This is a genomic window from Streptomyces sp. ADI95-16, assembly GCF_003721495.1.
Classification (GTDB): domain Bacteria; phylum Actinomycetota; class Actinomycetes; order Streptomycetales; family Streptomycetaceae; genus Streptomyces; species Streptomyces goshikiensis.
The window spans coordinates 4,499,139-4,511,085 of the sequence record NZ_CP033581.1; the positions used below are offsets into that span (position 1 = coordinate 4,499,139).

General features: G+C 67.4%; 12 protein-coding genes and 1 pseudogene. 2 read left to right on the plus strand and 11 right to left on the minus strand.

Annotated elements, in window-relative coordinates:
• Window positions 1–46 precede the first annotated feature (46 nt).
• The 3 genes and pseudogenes from dcm to EES41_RS19940 all read right to left on the minus strand — a co-directional run bounded on the left by dcm (window position 47) and on the right by EES41_RS19940 (window position 3,412).
• Window positions 47–1,996 (minus strand): DNA (cytosine-5-)-methyltransferase, encoded by a 1,950-nt coding sequence (dcm, locus tag EES41_RS19930; protein WP_254211509.1) that lies wholly within the window; start codon window positions 1,994–1,996, stop codon window positions 47–49.
• Between the two features lie 496 nt (window positions 1,997–2,492).
• Window positions 2,493–2,696, minus strand: a pseudogene (locus EES41_RS43065) (creatininase family protein); the annotation flags it as partial.
• Between the two features lie 86 nt (window positions 2,697–2,782).
• Window positions 2,783–3,412 (minus strand): hypothetical protein, encoded by a 630-nt coding sequence (locus EES41_RS19940; protein ID WP_123079739.1) that lies wholly within the window; start codon window positions 3,410–3,412, stop codon window positions 2,783–2,785.
• 516 nt (window positions 3,413–3,928) lie between these two features.
• On the opposite strand from EES41_RS19940, the gene aspS reads away from it, so the two are divergent.
• Window positions 3,929–5,245, plus strand: coding sequence for an aspartate--tRNA(Asn) ligase (gene aspS, locus EES41_RS19945; RefSeq protein WP_123079740.1), 1,317 nt, complete (start codon window positions 3,929–3,931; stop codon window positions 5,243–5,245).
• 59 nt (window positions 5,246–5,304) lie between these two features.
• Here the strand turns inward: aspS and EES41_RS19950 are convergent, their stop codons facing one another.
• The 7 genes from EES41_RS19950 to EES41_RS19975 all read right to left on the minus strand — a co-directional run bounded on the left by EES41_RS19950 (window position 5,305) and on the right by EES41_RS19975 (window position 9,296).
• Window positions 5,305–6,087, minus strand: a complete 783-nt coding sequence (locus tag EES41_RS19950; RefSeq protein WP_164495644.1) for a hypothetical protein — start codon at window positions 6,085–6,087, stop codon at window positions 5,305–5,307.
• 14 nt (window positions 6,088–6,101) lie between these two features.
• Window positions 6,102–6,410 carry a hypothetical protein gene (locus EES41_RS43070; protein WP_254211510.1) on the minus strand — a complete coding sequence of 103 codons (309 nt, stop codon included), beginning with the start codon at window positions 6,408–6,410 and terminating at the stop codon, window positions 6,102–6,104.
• Window positions 6,411–6,507: 97 nt separating this feature from the next.
• The gene (locus EES41_RS43075) at window positions 6,508–6,981 is read right to left on the minus strand and encodes a radical SAM protein (protein ID WP_254211511.1); all 474 of its coding nucleotides are present in this window, start codon (window positions 6,979–6,981) and stop codon (window positions 6,508–6,510) included.
• Complete coding sequence (locus tag EES41_RS19960) at window positions 6,978–8,279, minus strand: radical SAM protein (protein WP_254211512.1); 1,302 nt, start codon at window positions 8,277–8,279, stop codon at window positions 6,978–6,980. The genes EES41_RS43075 and EES41_RS19960 overlap by 4 nt, the downstream gene beginning before the upstream one ends.
• Before the next feature lie 4 nt (window positions 8,280–8,283).
• The gene (locus EES41_RS19965; RefSeq protein WP_123079742.1) at window positions 8,284–8,643 is read right to left on the minus strand and encodes a hypothetical protein; all 360 of its coding nucleotides are present in this window, start codon (window positions 8,641–8,643) and stop codon (window positions 8,284–8,286) included.
• A 168-nt stretch (window positions 8,644–8,811) separates the two neighbouring features.
• Complete coding sequence (locus EES41_RS19970) at window positions 8,812–9,084, minus strand: hypothetical protein (protein WP_123079743.1); 273 nt, start codon at window positions 9,082–9,084, stop codon at window positions 8,812–8,814.
• Window positions 9,081–9,296 (minus strand): hypothetical protein, encoded by a 216-nt coding sequence (locus EES41_RS19975; protein ID WP_123079744.1) that lies wholly within the window; start codon window positions 9,294–9,296, stop codon window positions 9,081–9,083. Before EES41_RS19975 ends, EES41_RS19970 begins: the two co-directional genes overlap by 4 nt.
• Before the next feature lie 540 nt (window positions 9,297–9,836).
• Here EES41_RS19975 and EES41_RS19980 point away from each other — a divergent pair.
• Window positions 9,837–10,856 carry a DNA-binding protein gene (locus EES41_RS19980; protein WP_254211513.1) on the plus strand — a complete coding sequence of 340 codons (1,020 nt, stop codon included), beginning with the start codon at window positions 9,837–9,839 and terminating at the stop codon, window positions 10,854–10,856.
• A gap of 15 nt (window positions 10,857–10,871) precedes the next feature.
• On the opposite strand, the gene EES41_RS19985 is transcribed toward EES41_RS19980, so the two are convergent.
• The gene (locus EES41_RS19985) at window positions 10,872–11,882 is read right to left on the minus strand and encodes an NAD-dependent epimerase/dehydratase family protein (protein WP_216827310.1); all 1,011 of its coding nucleotides are present in this window, start codon (window positions 11,880–11,882) and stop codon (window positions 10,872–10,874) included.
• Between the last annotated feature and the right edge of the window lie 65 nt (window positions 11,883–11,947).

The window sequence follows — 11,947 nt, forward strand, 5'->3', positions numbered from 1 at the left end:
AGGCGAGGCTTGGCTCCCCGCAGGCACGGGTCAGTGGCTCACGTTCTTAAGAGGGCTGCGATGCCCGACCGTGCGTCCCACTGAGTGCGTCTGTGAACAGATCTTCAGACGCACTGTCTCGCCCCGCGCAGTACTTGCTCAAGGGACACTCCTCGCAAAGCGGCTGGCGCGCCCGACACAGGGTGTTCCCGATCAGGCGTAGTGCCGCCATGCGCAGGGGGGCATTCTCGCCCGCTCCGACCAACTTCACCAGGTTTACCCGGCCGTCGCTGAGTCGATTCGTACGGTGCGAGTCGGTGTCGTTCAGCCGAGCGGCAACACGCAGCGCGCCCTGCCCAACCCAGAGGAGATCCTCGTCGACCAGCAGCCGATAGAGGCTCGCCTCGCCCGGCTTCATCTTCAGGCGCCCGGGCAATTCCTCCCACTTCTGCTCGTCCCACGCACTCGGCTTGCCTGCCACCACAGCAAGCCTGTCGATGCGCGAGCGAGCAGCCTGCGTGGGGGCGGCTTCCACGAGCGCCTGCAGGGCACTCCGGGTCAGGGTCGTTCGGTCCTTGATTACCTCGACTATCTCGAGTAGCTGATCGGGCTGAATCCTGGTCCCGGACAGTATGGCCACGACAGCCGCATGCAGGGGAGTCAGCTTGGGGAGCTGGTACCAATCATCCCCAGCACGCCGCTGCTCTGCCCAAGTGGTCAGATCCTGACGGACCGTTCGCCAATGAGGCTGGAGCCCACCCGACTCCTTTTGGTCCTCCACCGACGGCAACAGCGCCTGAGCCGCAGCCTCGCCGAGCAGGGGCGGTACTGCGTTGCCGATCTGTCGAAAAGCATCACTGCGAGTGCCGGCGAAGCGGAAACGGTCGGGGAAGGTCTGCACCCGCGCTGCTTCCCGGACGGTCAAAGTCCGGTTCTGCTCGGGGTGGATGTACCAGTAGCCGTCCTTGGCGATGTGAGCCGTGATCGATCGGCTGAGGTCGCCCCAGTCGAGCTTCTTGTACTTGTCAGTGAAGTGGTTGGCCTTATATCGCTGCAGATCCGGGTCGATGTCGGAGTACAGAGTCTTCGAGTCCATCCCATCGAAGATCTCCCAGTCGTCCTTCCGGACCCTGCGAGTCATGTGATCCCAGATCACGTCCTGTTGGGCCCTCTTGCGCATGTCCTTCGCAAACGCGGACTGCTTCTCCGGCTTGCTGTAAGACAGCCTGCGCTGTCCGACCCGCTCCGTCGCAACGACCGTCAGTTCAGGCAGGTCGCCGATGGCGTCCCGCAGTGTGGTGCGGTTCTTCTCCTCCACCTCCTGCCGCCACTCGAACCGGTCCACATCCTTCCTAGCCAGAAGGATCAGCCGCTTCCGGTGCTGGGGGACCCCGTAGCGCCAGGCATCCACGAGGCGCACCTGGGTGGCATAACCGAGTTCCTCCAACTGCTCCTCGATCGTGCGCACCACGAAGAAGTCGTCGCCCAAGCCCATGTCTGGAACGTTCTCCATGAGGACTGCACGCGGCTCGAGCCTCTTTACGACGTCGAGATATGCGCTCCACAGTTCCTTGCGGCGGTCGTGCGGATCGCGCCCATGGTGGTCAACGAGGCTGCGGATCTTGCTGCGTCCGGCCCTGCTGAACGGCTGGCAGGGAGGCCCTCCCGCAACCAGATCGATCTTGCCCTTGGCGGGCTCCAGGAGCTTCTCGAGCCGGTCGCGTTCGTCAGGGCTACCCAAGTCCATGTGCAGACTCATGCCGGGGAAATTCGCGGCATGAGTCTCCAGCGCCCGCTCGTCGAAGTCGACTGCTGCCGCAACCGTCCAGCCGGCCCGCTGGAGCCCTAGGCTCAGACCGCCCGCTCCAGAGAAGAGGTCGACCGCGAGTCGACGCCCTGCACCGAAGCCGTCAAGCCACTTGGCGAAGTGTTCGGGCTTGCAGCTGTTCCTGTTGCGCTTGAGCTTCAGATAGTCGCTTCGCTCAAGAGGTACGCCGTAGTGCTTCTCCTCCTGCACAGTAGGCACCTCCACGCCAGCGAGAACAACGAGCACCAGGAGATCACAGCTGCGCTGGTGGAGGCAAGGATTCCACCGTGCTGACCACCGGAGATGTCCGGTAGCTGGTCGCGATGTTCCACCCGGGAGTCCCTGCAGATCTGCTGGACTCCCACCCCTCGACCCTCGAATCGGTGTGCTGGTGCGATACCCAAGAATCCTAAGGGACGCCAGCGACAACAATCTCAGCGGGCACCTAGCTGCCACCGCACTTACCCAACGACACGCACGAGCAGAAGACACGTTCGACTCGTTGGCAGCTGCGCCTAGTTCCGGACACTTGCTGCGGCAGGTGTAGGAGTCCTGTCTCGACCCATCTGGCGGGCAGAGGGGTGATCCTGTGCGGCAAGAACTGTGACCACGGTCTCAGCTCACTTGCCCAGCGCATCGACGAGATGGGCCGCGAATCCCAACCGCAAGCCCTCTGGCCTTTCCCTTCTGGGGAGTGAGGAGTGCCGTGGCTGCAAGACATCGTGATCGGCGGGAGCAGGCGCACTGAGTAGGCGTCGGTGATCTCCTTGCCGATCCCGCAGGCGACTGCCGTGTCGATGATCAGTGGGAGGTGGGGGTCGTCCTGCTCGAAGGATCCGATAGGGAGAACCGCGACACGAGGTTCCTGCTCTTCGGATGTATGTCCTCGTGGCGGTCGCCAAAGGTTCACAGCACTTTCTTGGGCCGGCCAGCGGGCGGCCCTCTCGGTGCGGGCCAACGATCCGCGAGCTGGTCGTCGCGGGCGCGAGAATCCGATCAGTAGTCGTCGATTCGTTCGAGCTGCTCGGCAAGGCCATCGACCCACTTAGGCTCGGGAAGCGCGTCAAAAGCATCTCGCTGTTCCAGGATCAACTGCCCAAGTACGTGCATGGCGCTCACCGACCCGGCGTATAGGTACCAGCGGCCCCACTGCTGTCCGATTCCGCAGCCCGCACGTTCTGCAAGTTCGGCGAGCAGGCTCGCTCGCTGAACGTCAGGCACTACGCCCACCATCGGGTACTCGGCATGGTGGTGACTGTCGAGACCGCTGGAGCAGGAATAGAAGGTGGCTCCCCGAGCCGCGCTGAGGGCCAAGCTCAGGCCGGCTACGCCGACATCGTTCCCGTAGAACGTTGCCATGAGCTCGGCGAACTCCACTCCGTCCTCATCGTCGATTGCGTCAAGGACTTCTTTGATGCCATCCGGCGCGCTCGACAGGGCTGCCTGCGCCAGGATCTCTGCCTCGGCACTGAGGCACTCCGCGACGTCTTGCCAACTGGGCAGGCCGAGGCTCTCGTACCCGTGGTGGTCAGTGAAGCCACTGGCTACCTGCTCGGCGGTCAAGTCTGTCCGCAGGTCGGCCACGTCATAGTCGTGGCGAATCTCGACGTCGAACGCAGGAATCATGCCTGTCATCATTCCGGGAAATCGGGAGCAGAGGGGCTGCTATCAAGACATCGGCCGATCTGCGAAACCGGACCGGACAGCTTCGTGGGCCTGATCGTAGGTGCCGCACATTTTAGTGGTGGGCCGCGACGAGCAGCGGCGACAAGGGAAGGATCGGCCTATCTGGCCTCGCAGGGGCGTCATCTGGCCACGTGTACGCCACCCCCGTGATTCCGTTGCGGGGGGCCCGCGGGATCCCTATTCTCGTGACCAACGCGTCGACGGAGACGAGTAGCCACGGATCACGCGAGCAGAGAGAGCCGCCGGCAGCTGTGAAGGCGGACTCGCACCCGTGGTGAAGACCCTCCCGAGCGCGGGGAGGAAAGGCCCTCAGGCCCAATGCCCCGCCGGTTTGCCCCCGTCATCGGGCTGAATGAGGCCGCCGCTTTCTGGCGGTGGCAAAGGCGTGGTGGCACCGCGAGTACCCTTCTCGCCCACGCTTCCAAGGGATCATGACGACGCCCCTGGAGGGCTGCGATGATCCACACGACTAGCCGCGTACTGGCTTCTGACCTACGCGCGCACCTCGACCAGACCGTCACCGTCTCCGGCTGGGTGAACGCGCTACGGCTGCAGCGCAAGATGCAGTTCGTCATCCTGCGGGACCACTCCGGCATGGCGCAGGTGACCCACAAGCGCGACGGCGGCCCACTTGAAGCCGTCATCGAATCGCTCACTCCCGAGTCCGCCGTCCGGATCACCGGCCGCGTCGTCGAGGCAGCCCAGGTCAACCTGGGTGGCCTGGAGATCGTCCCCGAGACGATCGAGGTGCTGAACCGGGCGGAGACACCGCTGCCGATCGACGAGCACACCGGCCCCGAGCACCGGCTCGACTGGCGGTTCCTCGACGTACGCAAGAGGGCCACCGCGCAGATGGTGTTTGCCGCGCAGACGACCCTGGAGCAGGGGCTGCGCGAGTACGCCATGCAGAACGGCTGCACGGAGATGCACACGCCGAAGCTGATGGGCACCGCCTCGGAGTCCGGCGCGGAGGTGTTCAAGCTCGGGTACTTCGACCGCCCGGCGTACCTCGCGCAGTCGCCCCAGTTCTACAAGCAGATGGCCGTGGCCGCCGGTATCGACAGGGTCTTCGAGATCGGTCCCGTCTTCCGGGCCGAGCCGTCGTATACCTCCCGGCATGCGACCGAGTTCACCGGCGTGGACGTCGAGCTGTCGTGGATCGACGACGTCGAGGACGTGATGGGGTTCGAGGAGCGGATGCTCGCTCACGCCATCGCGAAGGTCGCAGAGGTTCACGGTGAGGCGATCCAGAAGGTCTTCGGTATCGAGGTCGTGGTGCCGGAGGCTCCGTTCCCCAGGATCACGATGGCCGAGGCACAGGAGATCCTGCGGGCCGGCGGCTGGGACCCCGAAGGCGTCAAGGAGGACCTGGACCCGGAAGGTGAGCGGACCATCGCCGCCCACATGAAGGAGCTCACGGGCCACGAGTTCGTGTTCATCACGCACTACCCGGCGAGCATCCGGCCCTTCTACCACATGCGTCCGGCGGACCGGCCGGACCTCACGCTCAGCTTTGACCTGCTCTGGAAGGGCCTGGAGATCACCACCGGGGCCCAGCGTGAGCACCGCTCCGATGTGCTGCTCAAGCAGGCGGAGGAGAAGAGCATGGACACGGAGCCGATGCAGGACTACATGAACATCTTCCGGTTCGGGTGCCCGCCGCACGGCGGCCTCGGCGCCGGCCTGGGCCGGATCCTGATGGTCATGCTCGGCCTGGACTCGATCCGCGAGGCCGCGTTCCTGTTCCGCGGCCCGAACCGACTGACCCCCTGAGCCAGGGGTAGACGTACCGCTGCCCCACCGCCTGTCTGGCGGTGGGGCAGCTGGCTCGCTCAGTACCGGGTGTGGCCGAGGTCGAGGGTCCACGCCTCGGCGGGGTTCTTGTCCCAGTGGTCGCGTAGCGCCAGCTCGCGGTCGGCGTATCGGCCGCGGCGGGACAGGCCGCCGTGGGAGAGGGTGACGCTGAGCGCGAGCGGCGATTCGGTGGTGACCCAGTGCGGGGTCAGGGCGTGGCTCCACAGCTGGTCGCCGGGCTGCATCGTCACCGACTGCCGCTGCGCCTCGTCGTGCGGTGGGGGATCTTCGGCGGTGGTCTCACCGAGGACCGCAGCTTCGGGGGACAGGTGCTTGTCGGGGTTGTGGTAGCTGTGAAAGGTCTTGACCCCTTGGACCTGCCACACCAGACCGTGCGAGTTGTCGTTGTGGTAGGTCGAGGCCGCGCCTTCGGTGGACAGGAACAGGATGGGCGCGCACCGCTGCCACGTGAATCCCTGCGACGACAGATGGGTGCGCCAGGGCACCATGACCTCGTCCTGGAAGCCGGCCAGGATCTCGCCGTAGAACCGGGCGAGGTTGAAGTGCACCAGGCGGAACGGCCACGTGGCGATCTCCTCGACCGGGGCCGTCCGGAACGCGGCCGTGCGCTCCATGCGCACCTTCCAGTCGTCCCCGCCGAGGACCGTGAACCGGACCTCCTCGTCCCGGCGGACGTGGTCGAGGATGTCGATCGCAGGTACGAACAGGTAGTCGAACGGGACCTGCATGCGGAAGTTCGGCGGCTGCCTCCAGTGGCTGTTGAAGTCGTTGGGATCGGTGACGGAGACCGACGGTTGCACGTGGACCCCCAAGGTCAGGCCGCCGCGCAGTCGCGGGATGCGGGGCGGCAGATGGCGGCGCAGTCGGGTCCGACGCGGTCCGTGGCCGGCGCGTCGAGGAAGGCTCGGATCTCGGTACGTGGGGCGTGGACGCTGACCTCGGATGCTCCGTAGGGGCAGTGCCGTACCTCGCCGTCGGCCGACATGTAGAGGGTGGCCGACCGGCAGGGGTGGCTCCCCTCCTTGGACAGCTGTAGCTGCCGCAGGTCGTCGAGGTAGGACCGGTATCCGTTGGACAGCCGGAAGTACTGGTCGAGTGCCGCCGTGTCGCGCGCCCTCTGCACCAGGGAATCCTGGATGGATCGGCCGTCCCGACGCAGGGCGCTTTCGGAGAGGAGAACGGGGCTGAGCTGAACGTCGATCCCCGTTCCCGCTACGAGGTCAGCGAGCTGCTCGGCTTCCTCGTCGGCCACGTCCCAGTAGGTGAGGTGAAGGACTTTCGAGGGAGTTTCGACGGCGTTGAGCGTCGCGACGGCCGAGGCCGCACTCCGGGTTGGTGCGGCCGAGTGTCATCGCGCCCTGCGAGTCTGCGGAGACGGTCACGTTGGTCAGAAGGTGGTCGACCTCCGCGAGCGCGGTGACCTCAGCCTCCGAGCGGGCCGAGGTCACTATGGACACCGTCATGCCGAACTGGAGAGCCAGGCGGACGAGCTGCCGGAGGTCCGGGTGGTGGGTCGGCTCACCGCCCGTGAGGCACACGCCCTCGACCCCGGTCTCCTTCAGTCGCGACAAGGCACGCGTGTACGTGGCGGTGGTGAGGAAGCCGCGGGCGCGGTCGGCCCGGAAGCAGAAGCTGCACGCGACCTCGCAGTGCCCCGCCGTCGAGACCAGCGCCGTACGGACCGGGGTGCTCATTGCACCCCCGTGTTGTCCCACACCGCGATGGCCACGGTGCTGGTGTAGAAGGCGCACATCTGCGGGTCCGGGGTGCTGCCACCGATGAGCGCCTGCTCGTTGCGCGACGGGCCGCCGCAGATGGCCAGCGCCGGGCAGTCGCCGCACGCGGGGATCGGCGCGACCTTCTTCGTCGCCCTTGTGAGGCGGCTGGGGTCCGACCGCAGCTCGTCGAGCGTGTGGAGGAACTCGGGCTCGGTGAAGTTGATGTCGCACACGCTGACCCGGTTGCCGGGCAGGAGGGCGGCGTTGAGGCTGCGGTCGCCCTGCATGTGGTCGAACAGCATCGGCCGGCGGGTATCGAGGGCCTGGAAGGCCCGGTCGAGGACGGAGAAGAGCATCCCGTCCTTCCCGAGCGCGGTCAGGCGGGCTTCGTAGAGCTCCCGGGCCAGGTCCGCGCCGTTCACCCGCCACTGGCCGCCGGTGGGGATGGGCGTGTTGACGTAGATGAACTTGAGGCCGAGGTCGTCGATGATCCACTGCACGCTCTCGGCCAGGCGCCCGATGTTCGATGCCGTGGGGGTGAGGTTGCAGCCGACGTGCAGGCCCTTCGCCTCGACCAGGCGCCGGACGTTGCGGCGGATCCGGTCGTCCGCGGGCTGGCCGCCGAGGAGCAGCCGGTTCGCCGAGTTGATCCCCGGAGGGCCGTCGATGGAGATGCCCACGCCGTACTCCCGCTGCACGAAGTGGTCGAGGGCCTCGTCCGTCAGGCGGGCGCCGTTGGTGACGACTGTGCGTCGGACCCGCTCGACGCCGTAGCGGGCGGCGAGGGTGCCGGCGAGTTCGTCGCCGTACTGCATGAGGTCGAAGCGGATGGTCGGCTCGCCGCCGAACCACTGGATCGAGACCTCCTCCTGCCCCGCGTTCTGCTCGAACAGGAACTCAAGGCCGGCGGCGAGCTCCTGCTCCGTCATGTCCGGCTTGCCGCTGTTGGTGTCGACGAAGCAGTACGTGCAGGCCATGTTGCAGCGGTCGGTGAGCACTACCCGGAGGCCGCTGATCCTGCGCGGTGTCGGGTCGATACCCAGGGTGTGGAGGCGGTGGTGGAGTGCTTCACGGCGGTCGGCCGTAGGGCCGTCCTGGGTGAAGCCGAGCCCGGCGAGGGCTAAGTGCGTCGCGGTCGGGGGGACTCCGGCGAGGTCAGAGACCTCGCCGGAGTCGAGAAGCACACTCTCCAGCGTGACCGGGTCGAGGAGGACAGCCTCGCCGTCCCGGTCGTACTGGAAGTATTTCCCCCACAGCAGCTGGGGAGTGGCCACTGGGTCAGGCCGCCGTTTCCTCTTCGACGATGCCCAGCTCGGCCATGACGGCGCGGACCTTGTCCTCGGCGTCCGCCTGGAGCCGGGCGGAGGCCGCGGGGGAGCCGCCGTCGGAGAGGACGATGACGCCGGGGAGCGTCGGGTTCGGCGCGATGACCGTGAGGCCGGCGGGCTCGGTGCTGATGACCATGACCGCGCCCTCCAGGCTGACCCAGTCGGTGCGGTCCTTCAGGGCCTCCAGGATGCGGCCCTGCTTGTCGCGGAAGGAAGCACGCTCACCCATCCACACGCCCGCCTTGGACTTGGAGTCCACGACGTCCGCGTAGATGAGGTGGTTCTGCTTCTCTTTCCTGGGCTTCGGCATAGCTGATCTCCTTGGTGGAAGGGTGACTGCCCGGTACGGGCAGCTTGGATCCGCTCTGGTGCCGCCGGTCTGGTGCTGTACGGCACCAGAGCGGTTTCGTGCACGGCGCCCTGGGCGCCGTTTCCCACCGGTGCCGACCGCTTGATCAGCACCGGGCGGGGAGTCTGTTCAGCCCTTCGTGCGGCTGGTCTGTGCCGAGTAAGCGATCGGCTGGAGGATCTGGAGGGTGTCCGGATCGGCGGTCCATTCCCGACCCGAATGGTCCAGCGGGCGCATGTGCGCCACCTTCCTCACCGGTCTGCTGGTGAGTCTCGATACGTAGATCAGGACCGCGCCCACGGTTCCGCGACGTCCGCTGGCGGGGTGTTCGACGTCTTGGCCGAGGAACCGGTGCCCGGTGTCCTCCGTGACCCAGACGTTCGCCTCCCCAGTCGTGCTCATTGGGCACCCCCGAGGCCGAGGAAGGCGTCGAACTGGGCGGAGCTCCAGGTGGAGGGATCGCCGTTCCTGCTACGGAACCCCTCGGCCGCCCGGGGCAGACCGCGGCGCTCCGGCGGGGTGCCGGCGTCCGGATCCACGTACGGGGCCACGACGGCCTCGTAGCGAGTGCTGGTCGCGTCGGGGGTTCGTCGGGGAAGCCGGGGGCCGCTCACGTTTCACTCCTTTCGCCGGGGGTCTTCGAGGTGGCGTAAGAGTCCTCTTGGTGCGGGTGTCACGGCCATGACGCAGTCGATGTCATCTGGTGCTCGCCAGGGTGACCGGGGTGTCATGGAGATGGCACCGCGATGTCATCTGCACGGATTCCATTGCGCAGTAGGGATGTTGAGCAGTAGGCACGAAGTGGAGCGGGGCGCGACGTGGCCCTTCTCCTGACCCTGAGGGAGCTACCGATGGACGATCCGGCGACGTTGCTGCGCGTGTTAGTCCAGCAACGGCATTGGCGTTACAGGGACTTCGTCACGGCATTCGAGCGCGCGGCCGTACAGGCCGGAGTGCAGGGCATGTCGGTGTCGGAGGCACAGTTCCGGAGGTGGACGTCGGGCCGGATCAAAACCATGCCGGGACCGGACACATGCCGGGCACTGGAGCAGCTCTTCGGCGTGGACGCTGCGGCACTGTTCGGGCCACCGCCCACGCTGTCGACCTCGGCATCGGTGACTCCCACTGCGTACGACCTCGAAAGTGAAATCGCCATGACCGCACGTGACGCCGCTGATGAGGCGGGGGCTGCCGCCTCGCAGTCCGTATCCGACACGACCATCGACCAGCTCCGTGACGACGCCCTGTCCCTCGCCCGCTCGTACGACGCCGCGAGCGCCTTCGAGGTATTCCGGCGCGCCAGGGTCCTCCGCTCGGAGGCGGAGCACCAACGTGGACTCACCAAGGTGCCTGTGCAGCAGCAGGACCCGCTGATCGTGGCGGGACAGGCGTGCGCGCTGCTGTCGACCGCCGCGTTCGACCTCGGTGCCCTCGACGACTCGGCACGCCTCGCCCGGTCGGCTGCCCTGTATGGAGAGATGGCCCGCTTCGATCCGCTACGGGCCTATGCCACTGGGTCCTTGGCGATCTGCGCGTACTTCACGGGCCGTCCCTCGGAGGCCGTACAGCACGCGCGGACCGCGCTGGCCTACGCCGGTCTGGGCGACACGGCCAGGCGGCGGCTGCTGTCCATCGAAGCCCGCGCCCACGGACACCTCGGGGACCGGGAACGGGCCACCCGCGCGCTCGTCGCGTCCACGCGGCAGGACAGCGGCGAGCGGGACGCCCTGCACGACGACGTCGGAGGTGAGTTCGCCTTCAACGAGGAGCGCCTGCTGATGTCCAACGGCACCACCGCCCTGCTCGTCGGCGACGGGGCGGGGGCGGAGGTGACGGCCCAGCGAGCACTGGACCTGGTCGCGTCCCGGCCGCCGGCCCGGCAGTCGGTACCAGTACGAGGCAAGGCCGCGGCCGACCTCGCAGCGGCGCAGCTGCTCCGGGGCGACCTGGACGCGGCGGCTGCGACGCTGGAGACGGTGTGGGCGGTTCCGGCAGAACAGCGTGTGGCGGGGTTGCTGGAGCGCACCGGCGGCTTGCGGCGGGCTCTGACAGCCCCCGCGTTCAGGGAGACACGGGTGGCTGTCACGCTCGGCGAACAGATCGAGGAATTCGGGCGTCTCTCTGCACCGAGGCAGCTGGGTACGGGGAGCGGGCTCCTCGCCATCGAGCCCTGACCCTGCCCCCTGTTCCTACGGGTGGCCGAGGTCGGCGAGGATCAGGGCTTCCTTGGCAGGGTCCACACCGTGCTCGGCCCACCTCGGATGTTCGACCGGTCGACCGTCTGCCCGCATCCACGCCCAGGTGTCGGCAATGGTGTCGGCGAGCGGACGACAGCGGAGCCCGGCCGCCGCGGCACGAGAGGCGTCGACGGACCACACCCCGCGGTGGGTGCGCCACAGCGGAAGCTCCGTCCACTGCTTCACACCGTGCGTGGTGAGCGTCGCCGCGTCGGCCCACACCGGGCTGCCGGTGCTACCGGTGACGGCCAGGCACTCGTTGATGAAGTCGGCCCAGCTGATTCCCTCGGGGTGGGCGATGTTGAACGCCTGGCCGGGGCCACCGGTACCAGCGGCCTGATCGACGGCGAAGGCGGCGACGTCCCGGACGTCCACAGGCTGAATCATCTGGGCGGCCGGGGCGGGGACAACGATCGGGCCGCCGCGCTGGGCACGGGTGAGCCACCATGGGAGGCGGCCGACGTACTCGCCAGGCCCCAAGATCACTCCAGGCCGCAGGAACACGACGTCGTCCCCGAAGGCGGCGCGCACCGCAGCCTCCCCGCCTGCCTTCTGGAACCCGTACTTCGTCGGGCTGCCATCGGCGCCGGTGTACCCGAACGACTCATCGGCGTCCGGCGGGCACTCCAACAGCGAGGAGTCCTCGGTGAGCGGGTCGTGGGGCCAGCCCTGATAGACGGACACCGTGGATACGTGCACCCACCGGGCGGCGGCCGGGCGCAGGATGTCGGCGGCGAGGAGCACATCACGGGGTGGGAACTCGCTGCTGGACGTGTCGATCACGGCATCCCACGGCCCGTGTGAGGCGAGCCGCTTCAGGTCGTCGGGAGTCGTCCGGTCACCCCGGACTGTGCCGACGCCCTCAACCGCACCGGATCGGCCCCGGTTGAACGTCGTTACGTCCCACCCGCGCCGAAGTACGTCGTCAACGATCGCTCGACCAAGGAACCAGGTGCCACCCATCACCAAAATCCGCATGAGGGCGACCCTGCCACGAACGGCAATGCGACACCATCCCGCCTCTGATC